Origin of the sequence: Vibrio sp. Isolate34 (assembly GCF_022397915.1) — a bacterium.
Taxonomy (GTDB): Bacteria; Pseudomonadota; Gammaproteobacteria; order Enterobacterales; family Vibrionaceae; genus Vibrio.
Window position 1 is genome coordinate 1 of record NZ_JAKEUO010000031.1, and the last position, 23,432, is coordinate 23,432.

Annotated in this window: 24 protein-coding genes and 1 pseudogene; 18 read left to right on the top strand and 7 right to left on the bottom strand. The window is 44.8% G+C overall.

Annotation, left to right across the window (positions count from 1 at the left end; translation table 11 throughout):
• The 8 genes and pseudogenes from L1D22_RS21225 to L1D22_RS21260 all read left to right on the top strand — a co-directional run.
• A partial coding sequence (locus L1D22_RS21225; RefSeq protein WP_239831143.1) for an IS5 family transposase occupies positions 1-621 on the top strand: 621 nt, incomplete at its 5' end.
• Between the two features lie 55 nt (positions 622-676).
• Positions 677-1,237: pseudogene (locus L1D22_RS21230) on the top strand (EAL domain-containing protein); the annotation flags it as partial.
• 223 nt (positions 1,238-1,460) lie between these two features.
• On the top strand, positions 1,461-1,832 hold the full coding sequence (locus L1D22_RS21235) for a GntR family transcriptional regulator (RefSeq protein ID WP_176680003.1): 372 nt from the start codon (positions 1,461-1,463) through the stop codon (positions 1,830-1,832).
• Positions 1,829-2,683 carry an ABC transporter ATP-binding protein gene (locus L1D22_RS21240; RefSeq protein WP_239831144.1) on the top strand — a complete coding sequence of 285 codons (855 nt, stop codon included), beginning with the start codon at positions 1,829-1,831 and terminating at the stop codon, positions 2,681-2,683. The genes L1D22_RS21235 and L1D22_RS21240 overlap by 4 nt, the downstream gene beginning before the upstream one ends.
• Entirely contained in the window at positions 2,683-3,540 is an 858-nt protein-coding gene (locus L1D22_RS21245; RefSeq protein ID WP_239831145.1) for a hypothetical protein, read from the top strand. The genes L1D22_RS21240 and L1D22_RS21245 overlap by 1 nt, the downstream gene beginning before the upstream one ends.
• A 971-nt stretch (positions 3,541-4,511) precedes the next feature.
• Positions 4,512-4,802 (top strand): antibiotic biosynthesis monooxygenase, encoded by a 291-nt coding sequence (locus L1D22_RS21250; protein ID WP_239831146.1) that lies wholly within the window; start codon positions 4,512-4,514, stop codon positions 4,800-4,802.
• The gene (locus L1D22_RS21255) at positions 4,799-5,353 is read left to right on the top strand and encodes a nucleotidyltransferase family protein (protein ID WP_239831147.1); all 555 of its coding nucleotides are present in this window, start codon (positions 4,799-4,801) and stop codon (positions 5,351-5,353) included. The genes L1D22_RS21250 and L1D22_RS21255 overlap by 4 nt, the downstream gene beginning before the upstream one ends.
• A gap of 169 nt (positions 5,354-5,522) precedes the next feature.
• Positions 5,523-5,960, top strand: coding sequence for a bifunctional diaminohydroxyphosphoribosylaminopyrimidine deaminase/5-amino-6-(5-phosphoribosylamino)uracil reductase RibD (locus L1D22_RS21260; protein WP_239831148.1), 438 nt, complete (start codon positions 5,523-5,525; stop codon positions 5,958-5,960).
• A gap of 17 nt (positions 5,961-5,977) precedes the next feature.
• Here L1D22_RS21260 and L1D22_RS21265 read toward each other — a convergent pair whose 3' ends face one another.
• Positions 5,978-6,430, bottom strand: a complete 453-nt coding sequence (locus L1D22_RS21265) for an NUDIX domain-containing protein (protein ID WP_239831149.1) — start codon at positions 6,428-6,430, stop codon at positions 5,978-5,980.
• A gap of 347 nt (positions 6,431-6,777) precedes the next feature.
• Here L1D22_RS21265 and L1D22_RS21270 point away from each other — a divergent pair, with 347 nt between their 5' ends.
• The 3 genes from L1D22_RS21270 (at position 6,778) to L1D22_RS21280 (ending at position 10,527) form a co-directional block, all read left to right on the top strand.
• On the top strand, positions 6,778-8,490 hold the full coding sequence (locus tag L1D22_RS21270) for an RluA family pseudouridine synthase (protein ID WP_239831150.1): 1,713 nt from the start codon (positions 6,778-6,780) through the stop codon (positions 8,488-8,490).
• Positions 8,491-8,703: 213 nt separating this feature from the next.
• A complete protein-coding gene (locus L1D22_RS21275) occupies positions 8,704-9,084 on the top strand; it encodes a hypothetical protein (RefSeq protein WP_239831151.1) in 381 nt (126 codons plus the stop codon).
• Positions 9,085-9,366: 282 nt separating this feature from the next.
• Positions 9,367-10,527 (top strand): multidrug effflux MFS transporter, encoded by a 1,161-nt coding sequence (locus tag L1D22_RS21280; RefSeq protein WP_239831160.1) that lies wholly within the window; start codon positions 9,367-9,369, stop codon positions 10,525-10,527.
• 168 nt (positions 10,528-10,695) lie between these two features.
• On the opposite strand, the gene L1D22_RS21285 is transcribed toward L1D22_RS21280, so the two are convergent.
• The 4 genes from L1D22_RS21285 to L1D22_RS21300 form a co-directional block, all read right to left on the bottom strand.
• Entirely contained in the window at positions 10,696-12,054 is a 1,359-nt protein-coding gene (locus L1D22_RS21285; RefSeq protein ID WP_239831152.1) for a Na+/H+ antiporter NhaC family protein, read from the bottom strand.
• 257 nt (positions 12,055-12,311) lie between these two features.
• Positions 12,312-13,076 carry a hydratase gene (locus tag L1D22_RS21290; RefSeq protein ID WP_123306084.1) on the bottom strand — a complete coding sequence of 255 codons (765 nt, stop codon included), beginning with the start codon at positions 13,074-13,076 and terminating at the stop codon, positions 12,312-12,314.
• A gap of 369 nt (positions 13,077-13,445) precedes the next feature.
• On the bottom strand, positions 13,446-13,751 hold the full coding sequence (locus L1D22_RS21295) for a DUF3861 domain-containing protein (protein WP_239831153.1): 306 nt from the start codon (positions 13,749-13,751) through the stop codon (positions 13,446-13,448).
• Between the two features lie 34 nt (positions 13,752-13,785).
• On the bottom strand, positions 13,786-14,277 hold the full coding sequence (locus L1D22_RS21300; RefSeq protein WP_239831154.1) for a DUF2798 domain-containing protein: 492 nt from the start codon (positions 14,275-14,277) through the stop codon (positions 13,786-13,788).
• Positions 14,278-14,374: 97 nt separating this feature from the next.
• Here L1D22_RS21300 and L1D22_RS21305 point away from each other — a divergent pair, with 97 nt between their 5' ends.
• On the top strand, positions 14,375-14,809 hold the full coding sequence (locus tag L1D22_RS21305) for a MarR family winged helix-turn-helix transcriptional regulator (RefSeq protein WP_239831155.1): 435 nt from the start codon (positions 14,375-14,377) through the stop codon (positions 14,807-14,809).
• 154 nt (positions 14,810-14,963) lie between these two features.
• On the opposite strand, the gene L1D22_RS21310 is transcribed toward L1D22_RS21305, so the two are convergent.
• Complete coding sequence (locus L1D22_RS21310; protein WP_239831156.1) at positions 14,964-16,748, bottom strand: SgrR family transcriptional regulator; 1,785 nt, start codon at positions 16,746-16,748, stop codon at positions 14,964-14,966.
• 603 nt (positions 16,749-17,351) lie between these two features.
• Here L1D22_RS21310 and rimK point away from each other — a divergent pair.
• Both rimK and L1D22_RS21320 read left to right on the top strand, forming a co-directional pair.
• Positions 17,352-18,257 (top strand): 30S ribosomal protein S6--L-glutamate ligase, encoded by a 906-nt coding sequence (gene rimK / locus L1D22_RS21315; RefSeq protein WP_210450166.1) that lies wholly within the window; start codon positions 17,352-17,354, stop codon positions 18,255-18,257.
• An 89-nt stretch (positions 18,258-18,346) separates the two neighbouring features.
• Positions 18,347-18,775: a RimK/LysX family protein gene (locus L1D22_RS21320; RefSeq protein ID WP_132745697.1), complete on the top strand. Its 429-nt coding sequence runs from the start codon at positions 18,347-18,349 to the stop codon at positions 18,773-18,775.
• A gap of 116 nt (positions 18,776-18,891) precedes the next feature.
• Here the strand turns inward: L1D22_RS21320 and L1D22_RS21325 are convergent, their stop codons facing one another.
• Positions 18,892-19,680 (bottom strand): MBL fold metallo-hydrolase, encoded by a 789-nt coding sequence (locus L1D22_RS21325; protein WP_239831157.1) that lies wholly within the window; start codon positions 19,678-19,680, stop codon positions 18,892-18,894.
• 202 nt (positions 19,681-19,882) lie between these two features.
• Here L1D22_RS21325 and L1D22_RS21330 point away from each other — a divergent pair, with 202 nt between their 5' ends.
• The 4 genes from L1D22_RS21330 to L1D22_RS21345 form a co-directional block, all read left to right on the top strand.
• Entirely contained in the window at positions 19,883-20,485 is a 603-nt protein-coding gene (locus tag L1D22_RS21330) for a 2OG-Fe(II) oxygenase (RefSeq protein WP_239831158.1), read from the top strand.
• A 285-nt stretch (positions 20,486-20,770) separates the two neighbouring features.
• A complete protein-coding gene (locus L1D22_RS21335) occupies positions 20,771-22,063 on the top strand; it encodes an extracellular solute-binding protein (RefSeq protein WP_239831159.1) in 1,293 nt (430 codons plus the stop codon).
• Positions 22,064-22,306: 243 nt separating this feature from the next.
• Positions 22,307-23,188, top strand: a complete 882-nt coding sequence (locus tag L1D22_RS21340) for an ABC transporter permease subunit (RefSeq protein ID WP_123924305.1) — start codon at positions 22,307-22,309, stop codon at positions 23,186-23,188.
• 88 nt (positions 23,189-23,276) lie between these two features.
• Positions 23,277-23,432 (top strand): transposase (locus tag L1D22_RS21345; RefSeq protein WP_239829853.1); only part of this gene is annotated, 156 nt, incomplete at its 3' end.

The following is a 23,432-nucleotide window of genomic DNA, read 5'->3' on the forward strand; positions in this document are numbered from 1 at the left end:
GAAGTTGAGGTTTCATTTAAAACCAAAACCAGAGGAGCAATACAACACCTGGCAATTGATGCCACTGGCCTCAAGGTTTATGGCGAGGGTGAATGGAAGGTCAAGAAGCATGGTTCTGATGGGAAGCGCAGAGTCTGGCGTAAACTGCATATTGCAGTAGATACAAGCACTCACGAAATAGTCGCAGCAGAGCTGAGTTTATCTAACGTAACCGATGCCGAAGTGCTCCCCAACTTACTCAAGCAAACGCGTCGTAAAATAATTGAAATATCAGGTGATGGTGCTTATGACACAAGGAATTGTCATGATGCGATACGGATTAAGCGAGCGGTTGCGCTTATCCCACCACGAGAAGGGGCTGCATTCTGGKAACAAGGACACCCTCGTAATTTAGCAGTAGGTTGTCAAAAGCTCTACGGCTCCAACAAGAGGTGGAAACAACGGTATGGCTATCACAAGCGCTCACTATCAGAGACAGCAATGTACCGAGTAGAACAGCTGCTAGATGGGAAATTAAGCCTAAGAAATTACAATGCTCAGGTTGGCGAGACTTACGCTATGATCAAAGCTCTGAACAAGCTTACAGGACTTGGTATGCCTGAAACTCAGTATATTGCTTAATAACCGAACAACTTTGGGCTGCCATGTCTTCCAACCGAATTAAGCAACAAAGCCCTTCATCAACACCATGAGACGCACCAACCTACTGACATTTCATACGATTTTACTTATCGAAACGGTCAGAAACGCCAAGTTAAACAACAGCCATGAGATCTACGGTGTCAACGTCTGCCCAAGTGCTTTAGTTGGGAATAACTTTTCAAAACTCAAAGTGCATTTAGACGCGATGGAAGCGAATGAATTTGTGGTTGAGATAACTGAATACTCAAACATTGGTTATGGCTGTGAGGTGATAGACAACATCAAGGCGATCAAAAAGCTGGGGATCACCATCGCATTGGATGACTTTGGTACAGGTAATAACAACATCGAGATCATCGGTATTATCTCGCCAACCTATCTGAAGCTGGATCGTTGTTTTGTTAAAGACATCGAATCAGGAGAACACCATCAAGGCGTGTTGCTTAACATCTCAGAGATCGGACGCTTATCCAACATCACGATGATTTACGAGGGTGTCGAAACGCGCAGGCAACAATATATCTTGTGTCAGTTGGGCTATAACCTGCATCAAGGTTACCTGTATAGCAGGCCCAATGACTCAAAGGAGCAATAACCCCAATCTAAAAGAGATCTTGATGAGCAACCATTCCCTATTCAAATAATCATCGCTCATACAACTGCTTGAGAGCCCACAAGGATGTAGGCTTCAAGTACCCTCTCCGCCAAACATGTTTTGTCCAAACATAAAAATATCCAATCCATTTTCATAAAACCCTTGCCAATTCGAATAAAAAGGTTAGTGTTATACACATGTATATCACCATGCAGTTTTGATTATGACCGAATGGAAAGACGACCAACCGATCTTTAGGCAGCTTGCTACCAAGATCAGTGACCAAATTCTTCAAGGTGTTTGGTTAGAGCAACAAGCATTGCCTTCGGTACGTGCCGTTGCTGCCGATCTCAAAATCAACCACCTTACTGTCATGAAAAGCTACCAGTTACTGGTGGATGAAGGCTTGGTAGAGAAAAAGCGCGGCCAAGGCATGTATGTGGCTGAAGGCGCGCTTCAAAAGTTGAAAGAGTCGGCACACCAAACTTTCATTAACACACAGATCCCAGCCATCGCTGAGACGCTAGGCATCATTGATATGAGTGTCGAAGAACTCGTGAAACAGCTAGCACAACACATTAAGGACAAGTCATGAGTACTTTACTTTCCGTGAAAAACGTAACCAAAACCTATTCAAATCAAGTGGGTGTCGAGAACATCAGCTTTGAGTTAAAGCCGGGGCAAGTGCTTGGGTTACTTGGCCACAATGGTGCGGGTAAATCGACACTGATTAAGTCACTGCTTGGTGGACACAACTATCAAGGTGAAATTGAGGTCAATGGATACCACCCTATCCACCAGCACGCGGAGCTCATGCAGCACCTATCTTACATTTCAGATGTGAACGTGTTACCAGAGTGGATGACAGTGAAACAACTGCTTCGCTACACAGAAGGTGTGCACCCAAGCTTCAATAAACAAAAAGCCGAACAGACACTAAGCAGCACCAACATTAAGATCTCTTCAACGATCAAGCAGCTTTCTAAAGGGATGAAGGTTCAACTTCACCTTGCGATCATCATCGCGACGGATACTCAAGTCTTGATCTTAGATGAGCCAACGTTGGGTCTAGACCTGCTCTACCGCGATACTTTTTATCGCCATCTTCTAGAGTGGTTCCACGACGGTGAACGCGCGATGATCATCGCCAGTCATGAGGTTTCAGAGATCGAACACCTATTAACGGATGTGTTGATTCTGAAACAAGGTCACTGTGTGATGCAAAAGAGCATGGAAGAGATCGAGAACGACTACTTCATTATCGATGTGGCAAACAACCACTCTAGTGTGATCCAAAAACTCAATCCACTGACCTCACAACCGGGGCTGGGAACGACTAAGTGGTTATTGGAAAGTCATTACAAAGAACAGGTTGAATCATTGGGTAACATCTACAACGTTGGTCTCGCGGACCTATTCCTTGCAACACAGACGGAGAAGGCATAATGCACCCAAGTTTTTACATGCTAGAAAAAGAACTTATCGAGCATAAAATTAACACTCGACTGCCTCTGTTTATCGGGTTGTGTGGTTTCTTGCTTTTCGTTAGCTTGTTCTTTAGCGGCCAAGCACAACACGATTTTTTCTTCCAAATGGAGGTTAACGGCGACGTAAGCAGCATGCACAGAGACTTCTCACGAGATCTCAATTCAGTGATCTACTTTGGCGCGGGCCTAATTTCACTGTTGCTTTCTACGCTTTACATCCCTAAAACATTGCGTAAAGAACGCCAAGAAGGCAGTTCGATGTTTTGGAGAAGCATGCCTGTGTCGAATGCCATGACTCACGCCGTGAAGCTAGGTTTCGGTTTAGTGGTGATCCCTGCTATTTGTGCGCTATTGGTTCTATTTGCTGATGTTCTGTTCTGGATTCTGAACCTATCGAGTGAACAACCATTGGCTCTGTTAGTTGAGCAGCAGTCGTTATTCTACGTACTCAGCAATTGGGTGGTGTTCTTGGGTCGTATGCTGCTGGTTGCGTTAGTTCTATTGCCACTGGCAACGATGACTCTGGCGATTTCGCAACTGGTTAACTCTCCGCTGCTTGTCATCTTTGTCTCGAGCTTTGCAATTAAATGGTTGGCTATCGCACTATTCGGTTTCTATGGCATCAATGACTTCTTTTCGGTCATCGCTTCACTACCAATGAAAGTGCTGACGACAAGCAACCCATTCAGTGCACTTTCAGAAGTTTCGATTCTGTCTTTAAGTATTTACGTACTGCTCGGCATTGGTGGTTACCTGCTAAGCCTAAAACTGAACAGAACCGACGATGTGAGCTTGAAGACGCTGTTCCAACGCTAGAGTCATCTGGCTTGAGGCTCACAGCAGACACAAAATCTAAATCAAAGCTTCTGAGAAATCGGGAGCTTTTTTATTGGCTGGCGCTTTCTTTTAGGCGAAATGCGTTTCAGTGACTTGAATGGCAAAAAAGATTTAGTCACGAGTACGAGTTGATTTTGGTGCGTAAGAATTAAGTGAAGTAAAGATAACAAGAGAGGGTATTAATGAGCTGACATTGAATTGCATTGTTGTTAATGCCTGCCAGCTCTTTGGGGATGATTTCTTTAGTCGCCGACCAGATGAAGGTCCTTGAGAGTGCTATTGAAATCGGTTTGTTGCGTTTTACATACCCAGTTGAGGGTTTTGTTCGAAAGCCTTTTCGCTTTCAGCTTTGTAACTTTATAGGTTTAGATATAAAGCTTATTTCTTTGAAGCTTCTTTTGACGTGTCTTTCCAGTATTGGATACGAACGCGATGAAGCTGTGCTCTTCTCATTTTTTTCATAAGGGATATTTCCTTTTCTTTAACTGCTCTTCTTGAGCTATTTTTTATTGCCAACCATTCGAATCTAACGGTGTTTGACGGCCAGATCAATGATACAAATCACAAAACATATAGGGTTTTAAGTACCATTTACATCAAAGTATGACCTAGATATCAACTATGGCTCCATTTAATCCGATGAGCCGTTGTTCGAAATTAAGATTAGTTATCTCAGATGACAAATTCATTTCAGTACCAATACAGTTCAATGATACCTGTTTAATAGACCGGACCAACGCAGATTAAGTTCCCAATAACTTACCTTTCCTACCTATTAACTTATCACCTTCAGCAATAAAAGTTACGGCGTAACCTAAATTCCAACTGTATTGACCATTTTTTATTCACATTAGCCTATACGACACAAACTCAAAATGGGATTATGTTTGTAACGGACGGCGCTTTTATTGGAAAAAGCGAGTAATGGGCAAAATTAAATGGACGTAATAATGAGTAAAGTCATTCTACAAGGGCATATTCTTGTGCCCGACAACGACCTAGAAGCGGTCACACAAGCGTTGGTTGTTCATAAAGAACTTACACTGTCAGAACCTGGCTGTATTGTGTTTCGAGTCAGTCAAAGCACACTTCAACCTAATCGCTTTGAAGTTTACGAGGAATTCACGAATCGTGATGCGTTCGAAGCCCACCAGCAACGCGTCAAAGCTTCTGAATGGGGTCAGATCTCAAAGAACGTGACACGTCATTATCAAGTCACCGACGTGACCACACCACAATGACAGAGCCCTTAGCCGATCGCATCATCACATTGATCAAACAAGATCCCTTGCGAATGCAGGTATTAAAGTGTGTCTCTCAACTGAGTTTACCGCAGTGTTATGTCGCCGCTGGCTTTGTGAGGAATCGAGTCTGGGATCACCTACATGGTTTTGACTCCCCTACACCACTCAATGACATTGATGTGATCTACTTTGATCGTGGTGATACCTCTTACGAATCTGCTTCTCGATACGAGGCCCAGCTTCAAGAGAGGTTACCTGAGCTCAACTGGCAAGTTCGTAATCAAGCCAACATGCACATCAGAAACAACGACAAGCCTTACCAAAGCTCATTAGATGCGATGAGTTACTGGCCTGAGAAAGAGACCACCATCGCCGTAAAACAAAACCGCAATGGAGAGATCGAATGTATCTCGGCTTTTGGTTTAGAGAGCTTATTTGATTTGAAGGTCACGCCGAACCCCAATCGCAGCAGAGACGTGTTTGACCAACGAGTTCAATCTAAAAACTGGTTAACTCACTGGCCCAAGTTAACGGTTGGAAACAGTTAGCGAATAACCAAAGCCAGTCATTGGCACCAGTTAACTGGCCGTCGAATTCAAAGATAAACCATTGACTCAAAGTCCAATCAGATCGAACATGCTCCACTTATTAGCTTAGTCACTCATTAAACGCGCACTTCACCAACTGCTGCGCCCCTCGTCATACAGAGTAACGACCATGAACCAACAATACATGTTGCAAGCTCTTGAAGCTTCGCGCCAAGCCCTACCTGATTGCCAACCCAACCCGCCAGTAGGCTGTGTTTTGGTGAAAGACGATAAGGTGGTGGCTGTTGGGTACACACAAAAAGTCGGTGGCAACCATGCCGAGGTCGAAGCACTGAATAACTATGACGACGAAACGGATGGAAAAATGGAAGGTGTTACTGCTTACGTAACTCTAGAGCCCTGCTCTTTTGTTGGCAGAACACCCGCTTGCGCCAATACATTGGTCACAGCAGGCGTAAAACACGTCGTCGTTGCCATGCTAGACCCTGACCCACGCAATAATGGTCGTGGTGTAGCGATACTCGAATCGCACGGCGTGAAAGTGGATATAGGGCTATGCCGAGCGCAGGTGAGTGCCTTTTTAACTCCGTATCTTGATAAGTCTTAACTCTTAAACAGCCAATGTTATTTCAATTTCACTCGGTAAAGCGGGTTGACTGGCTTATCGACAAAATACGACCAGATATGATCGTAGACAGCATGTTGGTTAGGGAACGGCGCGAGCGCTTTCGCTTCCTCTAAATCGCACCAACGGTACTCAGTATGTTCGTCATTCAGTTCTATCGCTTGGTTGGGCGGACATACAACTGCAAATACTGGGATTAGCTCAATCACATTCGCGTGCGCCTCATAAAACTGCTCCAGAAACTGCGCGTTATACAAGTCTTTGACTTGAATCTGTGTCTCTTCTTCAAACTCACGAACAATAGCCTGCCAGCCTGTTTCACCAGCTTCAATCGAGCCTGCAACATGGCACCAAAACTCGCCTTTCACACGCTTCATTAATAGCATTTTCGTTTGTCCGTCGATCTCAGAAATTGCGACACCGGATACAATCGAAGTATTGAGTGGAATCATAACGTTACCTTAGGTTGAACAAGAGGGCGGCAAGGCTACCACCCTTCGTTTATGAAGTTGTCTTCTATGATTAAAAACGAGAGGCCACTCATCAATTTATAGCTATCAAGTGTAACTGCTGAGGTTTTGTGCCAAAGAATATGGCTTATATATCCAATAACAAGATTTATACGCCCAAGAACAAGGCTTGTATGTTCAAGAACAGCCTTGGTACCCAGTCATTGAGCGATTCTTATTTGAGGCGCATTTCGATAAAGAGTAGAATCGCCGCCTTGTACTGTGTTTAAGCTCTCAAAGCATACACCATAGACACACAGCCATTTATCACCATGAAGTAAGACGACAATATGCACTCATCAAAACCAACGCACGACTCAGAAAACAGCCACGCACCTGAGCATTGCTTCACTCGCTTTCAACAGCCGATCGAGTCATATTCGTTGCCAGAGCGTTTCACCTTCCCGTTCTACTATGAACCACACCCTTTGTGTGAAATCGCCTCGCATCAGCTTCAACAATACCTAGAAACACAAACCGATTGGCAACATGACTTCGGACTCGATTCTGATGCCGGTCGCGGCAAGATGTTTGGTGTGCTGTTAGTAAGAAGCCCAGAAGGTGAGCTGGGTTACTTCTCTGCTTTCTCTGGGAAAATCGCTGACCAAAACCTGCTGCCCCATTTCGTGCCACCGGTGTTTGATATGTTAAGCAGCGACAGCTTTTTCCATCAAGACACGGCTGACATGATGGCTGTGAATGCGAAATTTAAAGCCCTGCAAGTAAACGCTGAATACCTCGAATTGTGTGAGCAGTTAACACAACAGAAAGCACAGGCGGAGCAAGAGATCGAAGCGCAACGCTTGTTGATTATTGAAGGTCGAAAAACGCGTAAAGAACAACGTGAACAAGGCAAAGAAAACCTTGATGAGCAAGCTTTCGAACAGCTAAATAACGAGCTAAACAAAGCCAGTGTTGCCGACAAGAATCAACAGAAGTACCTTAAACTCAACTGGGAACAAACTCTGAATGAGCTTCAAGGCAAAGTTGACGTGTTTACGACTCAATTAGCTGAGCTCAAAGAGCAAAGAGCACACATCTCTCATCAGCTTCAACACAAGTTGTTTTCACAATACGCTTTCCAAAATGCGGAAGGTAATGTCGAAGACCTTAACCAGATCTTTGAAAATACGCCAAACAAGATTCCACCAGCAGGTTCTGGCGAATGCGCTGCGCCAAAACTTCTGCAATATGCGTATCTGAATGGCTATACGCCACTGGCACTGGCTGAATTTTGGTGGGGTCGTTCACCGAAGTCTGAAATTCGCAAACACAAGAAATACTACGCCTCTTGCCAAAGCAAATGTGTACCGATTTTAGGCCACATGATGAAAGGCCTAGAGGTGGATCCAAACCCATTGCTAGAAAACCCAGCAGAAGGCAAAGACCTCGATATCTTGTTCCAAGACGATCACATCGTTGTGGTACACAAGCCAGCAGGTTTTCTATCTGTACCGGGCAAAACCATCAAAGATTCGGCCTACACTCGCGTTCAAGAAATGCATCCCGATGTTGAAGGACCATTTGTGATTCACCGCTTGGACATGGCGACCTCTGGCATTCTGATATTTGCCCTCACTCGACGTGCAAACAAAAGTTTGCAGAAGCAGTTCATCACTCGTGAAGTCGAGAAGCGATACGTAGCAATGATTGAAGGCGTTCTGGCAGAAGAGGAAGGTTATGTTCGCTTGCCATTACGGGGCGATCTGTACGATCGTCCTCGTCAGATTGTCTGCTTCGAACACGGCAAGCCAGCTGAAACCAAGTGGGAGGTGATTGAGCGAAACCAAGAAACAACCAAGGTTTATCTGCACCCGAAAACTGGCCGTACGCACCAACTGCGCGTTCACTGTTCACACGAAGAAGGGCTTAACATGCCTATCGTTGGTGACGGCTTGTATGGCAACAAAACTGACCGATTGCACTTACACGCTGAAAGGCTTGCGCTGCATCACCCAGTCACCAAAGAATGGATGGAGTTCCAGTTCGACGCTGAATTCTAAGGGTTCTCGTTAATAGTAGGCTCTAGTTTATAGTAAGCTTTAATAGAGGGAGCCACGCCGTTTTTGGCTCCCCTTTGTCACTCCCCATCATTCTCAATCCCTTCTTTCCCCTACCTCTTTCGGATATATCTCCTCGCTTATTGCACTACATCAAGGTTCACGTTCTTGTGAAGAGTAGGATGCCCCTCTTCTTCTTTCCTTGAGGCCTTTGATATGTCATCAGCTGCTTTGAATTTACAATCCAATACACATGCGCCTTCAATGATCGCGCCTCAAGCACTCAGCTTGAAACCACTCACCAACAAGAAGCCAGACTTAAACTCAGCGATGTTGAATCTCATCGAAGAAGTGAAAAACGAACTCCCGCTCTATGAATCAGAGACGTTTATCTGTGGGCCAAAGGGAAACTGCTCGGGTTGCTCTAAGAAACTACTAGAGATGGTCGACACTGAATTGATGTACTGGGAACACAGTATCTCAATGGGACAAGGGCCAAACTTCGAAGAACTGCGTCGCTTCGGTAAGCTATGCAGCAGTGTAAGACGTGGCTTAGAAAGAAACGGGCTCGTAGAAAAGCGTCCGAGAAAAAGATAGCAAACTGGTTCACAGCAGCTACAATCTATCGCTCAACATTACAATCTCATCGATTCACTAACTGGTTGAACTCATTAGCTATAAGAGTGATAATATTTTGTAATACAATTTAGCAGTCAGACAATATCCCAGAGACTTTCGCCACCTTCTTTAGCGAAGCCATTCTTCATGTCTGGCGTGCCTACGCCTTCTGAAACACAACATCACATCCATTAGAATCCTTTTCCTGGATAACGAGGAGAGACCTTGAAGAAACCACAACCAGTACTGGGTAAAACCGGTATGCTATTTTTCCTCGTCATCATCAGTGCGTTTCCTCCATTGACCATCGACCTGTATTTGCCAGCACTTCCGCAAATGGTTGAGGTATTCAATACCGATCAATCGATGGTCAACCTAACCCTAAGCAGCTACTTCGTGACTTATGCTGTAGGCCTGTTGTTCTGGGGACCGCTTAGCGAAAAATTTGGCCGTAAACCTATCTTATTGATTGGCTTGGCGAGCTATATGGTCGCGAGCGTGATATGCGCAATGACCAACAGCATCGAGCAATTGATTGGCGCTCGCGTCTTCCAAGCGTTTGCGGGCAGTGCCATCACAGTTATTGCCACCGCCATCGTGAAAGATCTTTATGAAGGTCGAGAGCGCGAAAAGATCATGGCAACTATCATGTCACTAGTGATCATCGCGCCAATGGTCGCGCCCGTATTTGGTGCCTTCCTACTGAAAATCGCGTCTTGGAGAATGATGTTCGTCACTCTCGCAATTTTTGGTGCATTCGCCTCAGTATTAGCTCTCTGCTATCGAGAGACTCTAGAAACCAAGTACCAAGGTTCTATGTTCCGTTCATGGGGGAGAATGGGCGTGGTCATGAAAAATCGCTCGTTCGTCAAGCTACTGGTTATTTTCTCTATCACACCAATGGCGTTAATGGGCTTTCTGGCTGCCGGATCTTACATCTACATCAATGACTTCGGACTCACCGAACAACAGTTCAGCTACGCGTTCGCATTCAACGCAATGTGCGCCTCATTCGGGCCAACCATTTATATGAAGCTATCCTATCGAATGCCTGTTCAAAAGGTCATTACAGGATGTTTTGCTCTACTGGCGACCGCCGGAATCTTCACGCTGACTGTCGGTGGCTTGTCACCTTGGTTCTTTGCTTTCATCGCCGCCCCTGCCACTTTGATGGCCATCATCATGCGAGTTCCAGGCACCAACTTAATGTTGAACCAGCAAGATCAAGACACAGGTTCTGCCGTTGCATTGATTCAGTTCTTTAGCATGATTTGTGGCTCACTTGGTATGGTCTTGGTTTCAATCCGCCCAGATTCGTTAATTGAAAACCTAGGCTTTATCCAATTATCGGTGGGAATCTTAGGCGGCTTGATGTGGCTGATGGTCAGAAACAAAGAGTACGTGACGACGAAACTGAATTAAGGCTGTCCACATATAGCTATGTTGCGATGAGAAACCTCTATCTGCATTAAGACTTAGATATCGGGTCACTCTTGGTAAGTTTTTCAGTGACCCTTTGTAGACTGCATAGTAATAACAGACACAAAAAAGGCGCCGATTAAGGCGCCTTCTTATAGAAACGAGGTCTCGTTATGCAGTTGCAGTTTGACGTGCTGGGTGTTTAATAAACACAGCAACCACAGCCACGATAGCAAGCGCAAAACAGTAGTACGAGTTAGAGACAATCTCTAGCGGCGATAGGTTGAATACCGAACCTAATAGCAATACCTGCGCACCGTAAGGCAACACACCTTGAATCACACAAGAGAAGATATCCAACAAGCTTGCTGAGCGACGCGGAGACACGTTGTTCTCTTCCGCCAATTGGCGAGCCACGCTACCAGATACAATGATCGCTACTGTGTTGTTTGCAGTACACATGTTAACCATAGACACCAAACCAGCAATACCTAGCTCACTCGCACGACCATTCGCTTGCTTAGAGTGTGAAGAACCAAACGCACGAATCACACCGCTTACAAGGTTAGTCAAGAACGCAAGTCCGCCTTGGCGACGCATCAGCTCGCTCAAACCGCCAATCAGCATCGACAGTAGGAAGATTTCCTGCATATTTCCGAAGCCTGCATAGATATCTTGAGCGTAATCCGTCAAACCATAGTTCTCAACAGAGCCTAGGCTCACACCACCCGCCAACAGGATACCTATTGTGAGCACAACGAACACATTCATGCCCGATACTGCAAGAATCAAAATCGTGATGTACGGCAGAACTTTCAGCCACTCGATTGGACCCGTTTCAGGCACTTGAGTTGCTGTGCTATTGAAAGCAAAGATAACAATCGCAATCAATGCAGCAGGAAGTGCAATGCGAATGTTCTCTTTAAACTTGTCTCTCATCTCACAGCCTTGTGAACGTGTCGCGGCAATCGTGGTATCAGAGATGATAGAAAGGTTGTCACCAAACATAGCGCCACTTAAAACAACACCGGCTGTTAGTGGAATGCTCATGCCAGCAGAATCAGCAATGCCTAGCGCAACAGGGGCTACCGCGGCAATAGTACCCATCGAGGTACCCATTGCTGTCGCGATGAACGCAGAAATTAAGAAGATACCCGGTAGGATCATGCTTGTCGGAATCGCAGATAGACCAAGATTTACCGTCGCATCAACGCCACCAGACGCTTTAGCCACCGCCGCAAAAGCACCCGCCAATAGGTAGATCATACACATTGCGATAATGTCTTTATGACCGACTCCACCTAAGAATTGTTCGATAGCACGATTCAATTTATCTTTGCTTAACAACAATGCCAGCATCACAGCAGGTAAAGCTGCAATTGGAGCAGGAAGCTGATAGAAAGCAAAATCGACACCTTGCAGTGACAAGTACGTACCTACGCCAATAAACAGCGCTAGGAACACGATCAGAGGGATAAGCGCCACTGCCGAAGGGGCAATTACCGCATTAGAATTTTTCGAATTGGACATGGAACGACAACACAATAGAACAGGAAGGTGAGCAGACTAATGTCACACTTAAGGCTTGTCAACGTCTAGACGTCTAAACGCCCAATTTAATGCAAAGTAATAAGCACACCATTGAACATCACATAATAGAAAAGGCTATTTACTCACCAGCAAATAGCCTTTTGAGAACAGATTGCTTTTCGAGGACCGATAGCTTCTCAAGAACAGATAGCGTTTACACAGAAGCTAGCTTTTGCTCGCTTAGTGCTGCTGCTAATTTAGTTTTTTTGTTGGAACGTCACTTGGTATTCACCAATGCCTTCATAGTGGAAAGTCGTTGGCTTATCGAAGCCCATCTCTACGATACCGCAGTAAGAACCCGTGATGATTGCTTCGCCCGCTTGGAAATCAACGCCACGACGAGTCATGTAGTTAATCAGCCAGTAGATTGGGCTTGGTGGTAATGTATTTGGGTGCTTACCTGCGAACGCTTGAACTTGTTCGCCTTGAGTCACTTCGATATTGATCTCAGCAGAAGTGAACGCTTTTTCACGATCAATCTCTGGGCCAATGAACAAACCTTGGTTTACTAGGCCGTCAGCAAGCTTTTCGTAGAACTCTGCACCGCTGTCATCAGCAAAACGAGACTGCATCAACTCAAGTGCCATATGGCAAGAACCGATCGCATCGTTGATCTGCTCTTCGCTGTAGCCTTCTTGGTTTGCAGGTAGGCTCTTAGCAAGCGTAAATGCAATTTCAGGCTCAACACGTACTACGTCGTTGTCAGCAAACAGTTCGCAAACCTCGCCTTGTTGAACGCTACCTGAAAAGATAGGTGCAACAACAAACTTGTCTTCTGCCAGAGGAAGTAAACACTTCCAACCACCAACTTTGTCGCTCTTGAGATCGATCATTGATGATTGGATCTTTAGCGCATCTTCCAAGTTATTCGGACGGTATTGTTCGTTCAATCTTGGTGCTTTGGTTCCCGCTACGCGACGACTTAGCAGTTCTTCAGCCGCTTGCTTAAATACATTTGTCATATAATACCACCTTTAGTTTTATGACCCGTATAATATCGGATTTATTAAAGCTTGAATAGACAATTCAACAACGATGGAACACCGAAAATTCAGTCCTCAATTTTCGCATATTCTAGACGCAAACAACTGAAACTATTTTGATTTATACCAATCACAGTAAGTAAGTGTTCAGAAATAGCGCCGGAAAAAGGTTTGAGAACAAGGCATCATTTTTTGATAAGTAGTTATTCTACAATCAAAAATTATAACGCAGTTATCGAGCGTTTTAACCAGCTAGGCTGACCAGTTATTTACTACGATTGGTATTAGATATAAGAAAAGCCAGTAATTTCGTTACTGGCTTTTCGATGTATTACTGATGATTAGGCTTTACTGCCCTTTCAACGTCTTCTTCAGATTCTGCATGAAGTTTCTGAAGTGAGGCATGAAATCAACAAACAGAGGGTGTTTTCTATCTTGCATCATCAATGGACCTAGCAAACGAATGCTCACCCCGAGTCGTGCTGCTGATTGTTCGTCTAAGCCACCGTCTTGTTTGATCTTCTCAACAATCGCGAACATATTTTCTCTGTCTTCAATTTCAAACTGCATGGTTTGCAGTTCACGATCTTCTTTGATGTTCACTTCTTCGATAATGATACGGTAGTTATTGTGTTTGCCTGTGAATGCTTTCATGTGGATCTCCTAAAATGCTTAAAAAGTGTTTTGGTTAGCTCTTCATGAATCGTTCGAGCTTAGGTTTAACCGTCATCGACATCACGACCATGATCGCAAGGCCAATCGGAAGTGCGGCAATCAATCCATTAAACCATCCACTGGTAAACGCCGATGTATCCGAAAATCCAATGTTATTTGCCGCTGTTACAAATGCCATGATGGACTCCATGATAAAAGCCATAATCAATCCCACGATTAGGTTGCGAGCTTTCTCGCTGTAATTGGGTAATACCTTGGCGACCAACTTAGTCACCAAAGTCATCATTACCATGCCAATTGGCATCATAATCACGACAACTAGAGCTAACGAAGAGAGCCAGTTGCCGATGAATGCCTCACCAAATCCAATATTCATGTAGGTCATCACGGCCGTTAAGCTGCCGCCAATGGTTAGCATTAAGCTCATCATGACCAAAATTTTGTATAAAACGGGTGTGCCTTTTTGCTCAGGAAGAGTTGGCGTTAGTGTTGCTTGAATCGTCATATCTATTTCCTGTCTTGAATTTACGAATAATTAAGTTGATAATGTCAACCATAAACACAGTGGTTGATATTGTCAGCTACTTTTCTGAGGATCGTTTATGTCTGATAACACATCGCTAGAATCCATCTTTCGCTTAGTGCACTCTTTGAAACGTCAAATGAGCGAACAGATCGAGAGCTTGGATTCTGAGATCGCCCCCATGAACATTCGTGTCATGAAGATCATCACTAAGAAGTCTCCATGTACGGCTATCGATATCGCGCACTTCTTAAATCGCGATAAAGCGCAGATCACGAGATTAGTTAACGCATTGATCAATCAAGAGCTTGTGAAGAAGTCTCCAAACCCAGAAGACAAGCGCAGCCAGTTATTGGTTCTGACCGATAAGGGTGAAGAGATCATGGGCAAAGTCTCGAATATTGATCGAGAGATGCTGCAGAGAATGACCAAAGGCATGGCCGAAGATGAACTAGAACAGTTCCGAAAGGTCGCCAACAAAATGGCTAAGAATCTGGAAGGTTGCTCTAAGTAGAAGAAGCCCTTTAGAACAAGTCACTCGTTTCAAAAAGCAAAAACGCCACCGAATCGTACGATTCGGTGGCGTTTTGTGTACGCGTTGGTTTTACCTACATATAAGCATTCCAAAACCGACTTTGGAGAGGAGTTATTCTATTCTGTAGGTAAGGTTAATCAGCAGACCATACATTTTTAAAATCTGGCCATCCCCAGTTTGTGATGGCGACGTTTTTCAAAATACCTTGGAAACGCACGGTTTGTAGGTGGTGGAACATTGGCACTAACCAATAATCAGAGATCAATGTCGATGCAATGGGCTCTAATTCTGCTAGGTAATTGGGCAGTTCTACCGACGCTTTGTGATGGTCTAAACGCTGCTTGAGCCAGTCGCTATTCATATGCCCCAATGCAGAGTGCAAAACAGGATCGTTCATCAACCATGAGAACAACGAAGATGGTGCATTATCGTCTAGGTTGAGATTACACAACACCAAGTCTTCTTTTAAATCGCCCCGCTGAGAAAGTTGCGCCAGTTCGCGAAAGCTGTAGGTATTCACCTCAACTTCGACTCCATATCGTTTTAGGATATCTGACACACAGATGGCACAACGATAGAGCGCGTAGTAATTGTATACTGCAATGCTCATCTTCTTAGGCAATAGCGCCTCTTTCGAAGGGGTTCGATACAGTTTCTGCCAACTTGGCAGTATATTCTGAGCCAAAGACACACTAAACAAGCCTTGATTTTTTTCCAATTGAGACAAAATAGCTTGTGGATTGGCAAGCCCAGAAACGTACTTACGTTGCTCGTCGCTTAACGGGGTCGACGCAGAGTTTTGATTGAACAGGATAAACAAACAGCCATCTTCAACTCGGCTACGAAGGCCGTCTGTTTCCGCAGACACGAGTTCTATATCACTTTTCCCTAAATGGTGAAAACAGGCCGAATCTTCATACGGTGACACCTGCATCTGGCTATCATCGAATCGAGCGCTACCAGTCATCGACTCTTCAAACTGCCAAATAGTCACTTCATCGGTTAAAGAGCGACAACCGTAAAAGTGTTCGAATGCCGAGAGCTTGATGCGCTCACTATTGGTTTCAACCACTCTGAAAGGGCCTGTACCAATCACAACATGGGAGGTTGAATTTAATGGTGAAGGCTCACGGGTCACTTGCGCTGCCGGTTGAACCGAATACTTAACGCCAGCCAACAAGCCCGCGAAGCCGGTGTCAGCTTTGGTGAGTTGGAAGCTGATCCTCAGCGGCTGCTCGCTGTAAACCGAAGAAACATGAGCTAGCTCTGTTTGATAGAAAGGTAAGGCTTGCAAGGCTGAAAACAGCGAGACTAACTGCTTAGCATCAACGGGCTGTCCATCGTGGAAGGTTAGTCCGGGGCGCAAATAGAAGGTCCAAACTAATTTCTCAGCATCATACTCCCAATGGTGTGCGAGCTCAGGCTTCAACTCGCCTTTGCCATTACAAGTGACGAGGCAACTGAATACTTGTCTGATCAAAAATCGTTCGCTACTGCGGTGAATATGGTGTGGGAACAGGTCTTCAAACTTACGTTTATAGGTTAATTGAACGTGCAGCAGCCCTTCACGCATTGTCGCGCCGGAGGTTTCTTGGAGGAGAGAGCCAAATACAGCGCGGTCATTGTCTAGAATTGAGAGCGCTTTTTCGTATTTGCCCTGCTCTATCAATTTACTGGCAACATGTTGATTTAATTCCTGATTGCTAAAGCGCAAGGTCAGATTAGATCGTTGATTCCTGCCAACTTTTGGCTCCCACACTACCCATTCGGCTTGGTGCATCTTGCCGAGCAAGGTTCGAGCGTGACGCAAACTGGTAAACAGCTTGTCTGCGACCTCCGTTAAGGTCACCGAATGTGAGAGGTTAGGCTCGAACGAATCCAGCCTTGTGTAGTAACGCATCATGTTTAAATCAGACAAATAATGAACCTTTTTAGAAACAACCCTTCCTGATTAAGCCCATTATAAAACACATCAGCTTAAAAGTAGCGATAAAAGGCGAAAATAGGAACAACTAACCAAAAACCTATCTGTTTATTACTTCCTATTAAACAACCATAATTAATGGGTCAGCAGGGAATGTTGAGTTCCCACCAAAGCCTAATACAAAAGAAGTAATCATCATGAGAAAATACTATCTTAATAAGTTAAAAAGCACCTGTAGCAAGCTCGAAAGAGAAGCACTACGAACACTTATAGATCTATGTAAGTGGCGTTATTAGTACACTTTTTAGCACCGAGTTAACGCGAGTTGAGCACAACCTAATATGCTCCTACCCCCAATATGAGTTAGGTCTCAACTCGCTTTTCCATTCCAAACACCCTCTCAACCCTGCTGTACCAATAGCTCATACATTCGATAAATTTCTGTTGTCGACTCGACAAATTTAATTCGTTTCCTTAGTTAAACGAAAAGCCTTAAGGTTCGCCCCGAAGCAAGCAAGGAGCCTCAGAAAAACTAAAAGCTCAGCTAACAACTCATTTATTTGCAGTTACCAATCAGGTATTAATTAAGGAAACGCCATGCGTATCGCAATTCTTTCTCGCAACGAAAATCTATACTCTACTTCTCGCTTAAAAGCGGCTGGAGAAGCACGTGGTCACCAGGTCGATGTTATCGACACGCTGCACTGTGATATAGATATCGCGAGTAACAATCCGAAGATTCGCTACATGGGTGAAGAACTACCTCAATACGACGCGGTTATCCCACGTATTGGCGCTTCCATTACCTTTTACGGAACTGCGGTTGTTCGCCAATTCGAAATGATGGGCACTTTTTGTATCAATGAGTCAGTAGCAATCAGTCGTTCTCGTGACAAACTGCGCTCACTACAACTATTGTCTCGTAAAGGTATTGGTTTACCAAAAACAGGTTTCGCTAGCCGCCCAGACAAGATTCAAGACTTGATCAAAAACGTAGGTGGCGCGCCACTGGTTATCAAGCTTCTTGAAGGCACTCAAGGTATCGGCGTTGTACTAGCAGAAACAAACAAAGCAGCAGAAAGCGTTATCGAAGCGTTCATGGGCCTAAAAGCGAACATCTTGGTTCAAGAGTTCATTGAAGAAGCAAATGGCGCAGACATCCGTTGTTTTGTTGTTGGCAATAAAGTAATTGCAGCGATGAAGCGTCAAGCTGGTGAGGGTGAATTCCGCTCTAACCTGCACCGTGGCGGCACAGCTCAACTGGTTAAACTATCTAAAGCAGAGCGCGCGACAGCGATCAACGCAGCGAAAATCATGGGGCTAAACCTATGTGGTGTAGATATTCTACAATCTAAGAATGGCCCAGTGGTAATGGAAGTAAACTCTTCTCCAGGCCTAGAAGGCATCGAGAAAGCAACGGGTAAAGATGTAGCAGACATGATTTTCGAGTTCATCGAAAAAAATGCAAAACCAAACGCTAACCGTACTCGTGGCAAAGGCTGATGAATTACGGCTCCTCACTTTGATAATTAGGAGTTGAAGTTTGAGTCTAATGCACCAAACTGACAAGAAGTGTTATGATTGGAAAAAATATGAATCAAAAAATTATCATAGGAAATACAGAAGCGTTATGCTTACCCGAGCTAGGAATCGCTCGCTTACATACTCGTGTTGATACGGGTGCAAAAACATCATCTCTACATGTAGACAACATCATCTGCATTAAAGAGAATGGTCAAAAATACGTAGAGTTCGATTTACATCCAGATATTTACAACCTAGAAGAAACTGTTCGCTGTAAAAGTAAATTAAAAGCAAACCGCAAAATCAAATCATCCAATGGTGAGTCTGAGCACCGCTGTGTGATAGAAACAATGTTAGAAATTGGTGGTAATCAATGGCCAATAGAAATCACACTAAGCAACCGTCAGGATATGACTTATATGATGCTGCTTGGTCGTCAAGGTATGAGTGACAAAGTGATTGTTGACCCAGCGGGTGAATTCCTGCTGACTCACTAATCCGAGTCATCGTCACCGCTCCACAGGTTATACAACGATATGAGGCCAGTCTCATGACTGGCCTCATATCGTTCTATTCTTTAATTTCGAGTTGCTGCTTTTTACTTTTGGCTTATCTATTTCTTGGATTTACCATGCGACTGAAAACCAAAACGCCAAATCGATAGCAGCAGTTTCTTAGTTTTGATTTTGGTTACCCGCCAATGTGTCACAGGCCTTCTTGGAGCACTCATCAATAAGTGTTCAAAGGCTGTCTGACTAAAATCAACTTGTCCTCCATGCGCCACCAGCAAAGTATCTAGCTGCATGTCATAGATTCGAGATACTGACGCTCGGTACTTGTTAGGATAAAAGATAGGGAAAGGCGGAATCAGTTTCTTTTTCACTTCTACCATTAGGTCTGCCACATAGGCAACGCTGTGAGATGGGCAATAGACGGAAAGATCTCTGTCGGTATGACCCGGCGTTTCTAGAACCAACCAGTCATCAAAACCCGGAATGCTGTCACCATCTGATAGCTTATAATCCGGTTTTAACTTTCTTGAATACCATAGGTTTGCTTTGGGCTTGCCTAAACGATTCGCCATCCATCGTGCCAACGCCAGATCCGTCAAATGCATCAAGATACCATCAATACCGTGATACCAGTCTTTGTCTCGGTTTGCTGCCACCAAGTTACAGTTCGTTAGCTTTCTGAGCTTATGCGCGGCCCCTGCGTGATCTGGATGCATGTGTGTAACCACAACCGTGTGTAAATCAGAAAAATCACGCATAAGCTCGGTTTCAATGAAAGTCTTCAAATGCGGGATGTCGGCTCGACAAGCGCCATCGAGCAACAGTAATTTGTCTGGATACTCCACCAAGTACATGTCTTGGATGTAACCTCTAATGGTATGCAGCTGCAAACCCACTCCTTGTGATAAATCAACTGGTCAGACCTATACCATAGCAAACTCACGCTCAGTTGTAACAAGTTTGTTAATTGGCCAATTGCGTCAAAACATCATGATCTTCAGCACTTTTATCATGACGACAAAACACGTGATTTGTTGACCTGAGTTATTAGGACTATATATGCGCCTCTAATTTATTGTCTGAGTGCTATACATGAACCAACTAATCGATGCTCTTTCTACCCAAGGTTACTTTGTTTGGGATGACTTCTTAACGCATGAAGAAGTGGTGGCATTGAGGGATTGCATTCCAGAGAACTGGAAAAAGGCTAGGATTGGCCGTAACGATGAAGTAACGCGAGAGTCGACCATTCGTAGTGACAAAATTCAGTGGGTACGCCGCGACATGGGCGAGCCAGCTTCTCTGTTCCTAGACAAAATGGAGCAAATTCGTTTAGAAGCAAACAAAGCGTTCTTTTTGGGTCTGTTCGAGTACGAAGCGCACTTTGCTAAATACGAAAAAGGTGACTTCTACCAAAAGCACTTAGACTGCTTCAAAGGCAATGAGAACCGCCGTCTGACTACCGTGTTCTACATGAATGACGAGTGGACAGAAGAAGACGCAGGTGAACTTGTGGTTTACGATCTAAAAGACAATCACATCGCAACCATTCCGCCAAAATCAGGCCGTTTGTTTGTGTTCTTGTCTGAACAGTTCCCGCACGAAGTGCTGCCAACCAACACAGAACGATTCAGTATCGCAGGTTGGTTCCGTATCAACGGCGTAAAAGGCAACCAACTCGATATCGCACATTAAGATTATTTTTACACGCTCTAACTTCTTCAAAGCCTCTCAATCGAGAGGTTTTTTATTGAACAACAGTTTCTCGAAAACCTCTTAAAAACCGAGCACACTAACATCTAAATTATCAATAACCTTCCCCTTACATAAAATCGAAATGAATCTTTCACAGCAGTGAAACGGTTTAGCCACGTAAGTGAAATACGTCCTGTTCAAGATAGCTTAAAACGACACCCCTACCGTCTCGTTAACACTCTAACTCAATACCCCGACATAGATTTCATGCAAAAGGAAAAGAAGATGAATAAGCTAATTTTGGCAGGCGTTCTTTCTGCAACAGCAGCAATGCCAGCATTTGCAACGACTCAAGTCACTTGGTGGCACGCAATGGGCGGCCAACTTGGAGAAACCGTCAACAAAATTGCGACCGACTTTAACGCGTCACAAGATGATTACGAGATCACGCCAATCTACAAAGGGTCATACACAGAGACCTTAACAGCGGGTATCGCGGCCTACCGAGCAGGCGAAGCACCAAACATTTTGCAAGTCTTCGATGCAGGCGCAGCCACCATCATGAACGCCAAAGGTGTCGCGAAACCAGTACAGGATATTCTGGTTGATTCGGGCTACAGTTTTGATTCAAATGATTACCTAGCGGGTGTTCGTAACTTCTATGCCGACAACCAAGGCAAGATGGTCGGCATGCCTTTCAACAGCTCGACACCGGTTCTTTACTACAACAAAGACCTTCTTGCAGAAGTGGGAGCCGAAGCGCCTAAAACTTACGAAGAACTCGAAGTGGTTGCTAAGAAGCTAAAAGCAGAAGGTCACATCGCCTTTTCTCAATCTCTGACACCGTGGATCATGTTCGAGAACTTTAAGTCTCGCCATAACCTACCGGTCGCTGACCAAAACAACGGCTACGACGGCCTATCGACCAAGCTGATGTTTAACACCAAAGACATGATGATGCACGTCAGCAAGATGAAAGAGTGGTCAGATTTAGGTTACTACAAGTATTACGGCAGCGACTGGGATGCAAACCAAACACCTTTTGAACGCCAAGAGGTGGCGATGTGGATGGGTTCTTCTGGTTCATTCGGCGGCTTACGTAACCGCGTACCTTTCGAGTTGGGTACTACTTACCTTCCTTATTGGAAATCAGTTAACCCAGATGCAGGCTTAACCTTCATTGGTGGTGCAGCTTTGTTTGCTCTGAATGGCCATGTTCAACAGCAAGACAAAGGCGTCGCGGCGTTCTTTGATTACCTGACTAAACCTGAAACTCAAGTCTACTGGCACAAAACCACGGGCTACGTTCCGGTAACGACAGCGGCTTATGACCTAGCGAAAAAGTCTGGCTACTACAAAGAACAACCAGACGCAGAAGTGGGCGTTAAACAGCTGAGCCTAAAATCAGGCGAATGGACTAAGGGTTATCGTTTAGGTTACTACCCTCAGATTCGTGAAGTGATGCATCGTGAGTTCGACAACATCTTTGCTGACCGTTCTGGCGTCGAGAACAGCCTAGACAAAGTCGAAGATGAAAGCAGCAAGCTATTAAAACGCTTCGCTCGCACCATGAACTAGATAGGTTAATGGGCTAGTCCTGTGTCATGGACTGGCTCTGTTAACGCAACAAAGCAGTTCATTAATCCTCATTACTTGTCCGTCACTTTGTATCAATAGAGTGATGACGAGTCGTGAGGAGATTCTTCACTAACGCCATTTCTTGCTCCAAAAACTACAATTCAACTGGAAGCATGCCTTGTTATGGCGCGAGTGGTCACGGTAACTAACAGTGGTTCAAGCCACTCATTTGGGGATTAACCTGTGGAACGACGTCAGCAATTTTTTCACTCTCCACTGCCTTACTTATTTTTGGCACCTCAGATACTCATCATCGCAGTTTTCTTTATCTATCCGGCGGCAAAGGCGGTGTATCTCTCCTTTATGCTGGAAGACCCTTGGGGCACCTCTTCACTCTTCGTGTGGTTTGAAAACTATCAAATGCTATTCGAATCGAGTGAGTATCTAAGCTCGATTGGCTTCACCCTAATGTTCGCGGTTGTGGTGTCTTTCTTGTCGCTAGCGTTGGCGCTGCTGCTCGCAGTAAAAGCCGACAACATCATTCATGGTCAAGGGGCTTACAAAGTCACCCTCACTTGGGTATATGCCGTTGCTCCCGCGATCGCAGGCGTTATCGGTGCTTTCCTGTTTAACCCGCACATTGGCGTGTTCACGGAGATATTTGCGGTAGTGGGTTGGAATTTCAGCTTCCAGACCGATCCTGTGGATGCCACGTTCGCTCTGATATTGGTGTCGGTGTGGAAGCAAGTCTCAGTGAATTTCATCTACTTTCTGGCTGGTCTTCAATCAATCTCGTACGCGGTAAAAGAAGCCGCGATGTTGGACTGTGTCAGCGATTCAAAACGCTTCTGGACGATTACCTTCCCGCTACTCGCACCAACGGGATTTTTCCTGTTGGTCATCAACCTCACCTACTCGTTCTTTGAAACCTTTGGCGTGATAGACACCATGACCAATGGCGGCCCGGGTGGAGGCACAACCTCGCTAGTGTACAAGGTGTATCGCGATGGTTTTGTTGGCGCAGATTTGGGTGGCAGCTCAGCACAATCGGTTGTGTTGTTGCTGTTGGTACTGACGTTAACGTTTATCCAATTTCGCGTTGTTGAAAAGCGTGTTCATTACTAGGGCATGTTGATCTTTCGAGAGTGTTTTTTGAACAGCATGGTAAAGAGTTATAATTTGCTTCGCCAAAAGTAAAACCATAACCAATACCATGCCAAGAACAATGCTAACTGATATTCGCTGGAAACTGCTACTCCAAGTTATGAAAAGTACAGGTCGTATTTACGATAAAACTGAACATCGAATGACATTTGAAGGAATACTTTATCGAATGAGAACAGGTATTCCTTGGCGGGATCTACCCTCT

Bases quoted from the DNA above. Each gene is read 5' to 3' on its own strand.
- L1D22_RS21235 (WP_176680003.1), top strand. From the start codon at position 1,461: ATGACCGAATGGAAAGACGACCAACCGATCTTTAGGCAGCTTGCTACC.
- L1D22_RS21240 (WP_239831144.1), top strand. From the start codon at position 1,829: ATGAGTACTTTACTTTCCGTGAAAAACGTAACCAAAACCTATTCAAAT.
- L1D22_RS21245 (WP_239831145.1), top strand. From the start codon at position 2,683: ATGCACCCAAGTTTTTACATGCTAGAAAAAGAACTTATCGAGCATAAA.
- L1D22_RS21250 (WP_239831146.1), top strand. From the start codon at position 4,512: ATGAGTAAAGTCATTCTACAAGGGCATATTCTTGTGCCCGACAACGAC.
- L1D22_RS21255 (WP_239831147.1), top strand. From the start codon at position 4,799: ATGACAGAGCCCTTAGCCGATCGCATCATCACATTGATCAAACAAGAT.
- L1D22_RS21260 (WP_239831148.1), top strand. From the start codon at position 5,523: ATGAACCAACAATACATGTTGCAAGCTCTTGAAGCTTCGCGCCAAGCC.
- L1D22_RS21265 (WP_239831149.1), bottom strand. From the start codon at position 6,430: ATGATTCCACTCAATACTTCGATTGTATCCGGTGTCGCAATTTCTGAG.
- L1D22_RS21270 (WP_239831150.1), top strand. From the start codon at position 6,778: ATGCACTCATCAAAACCAACGCACGACTCAGAAAACAGCCACGCACCT.
- L1D22_RS21275 (WP_239831151.1), top strand. From the start codon at position 8,704: ATGTCATCAGCTGCTTTGAATTTACAATCCAATACACATGCGCCTTCA.
- L1D22_RS21280 (WP_239831160.1), top strand. From the start codon at position 9,367: ATGCTATTTTTCCTCGTCATCATCAGTGCGTTTCCTCCATTGACCATC.
- L1D22_RS21285 (WP_239831152.1), bottom strand. From the start codon at position 12,054: ATGTCCAATTCGAAAAATTCTAATGCGGTAATTGCCCCTTCGGCAGTG.
- L1D22_RS21290 (WP_123306084.1), bottom strand. From the start codon at position 13,076: ATGACAAATGTATTTAAGCAAGCGGCTGAAGAACTGCTAAGTCGTCGC.
- L1D22_RS21295 (WP_239831153.1), bottom strand. From the start codon at position 13,751: ATGAAAGCATTCACAGGCAAACACAATAACTACCGTATCATTATCGAA.
- L1D22_RS21300 (WP_239831154.1), bottom strand. From the start codon at position 14,277: ATGACGATTCAAGCAACACTAACGCCAACTCTTCCTGAGCAAAAAGGC.
- L1D22_RS21305 (WP_239831155.1), top strand. From the start codon at position 14,375: ATGTCTGATAACACATCGCTAGAATCCATCTTTCGCTTAGTGCACTCT.
- rimK (WP_210450166.1), top strand. From the start codon at position 17,352: ATGCGTATCGCAATTCTTTCTCGCAACGAAAATCTATACTCTACTTCT.
- L1D22_RS21320 (WP_132745697.1), top strand. From the start codon at position 18,347: ATGAATCAAAAAATTATCATAGGAAATACAGAAGCGTTATGCTTACCC.
- L1D22_RS21330 (WP_239831158.1), top strand. From the start codon at position 19,883: ATGAACCAACTAATCGATGCTCTTTCTACCCAAGGTTACTTTGTTTGG.
- L1D22_RS21335 (WP_239831159.1), top strand. From the start codon at position 20,771: ATGAATAAGCTAATTTTGGCAGGCGTTCTTTCTGCAACAGCAGCAATG.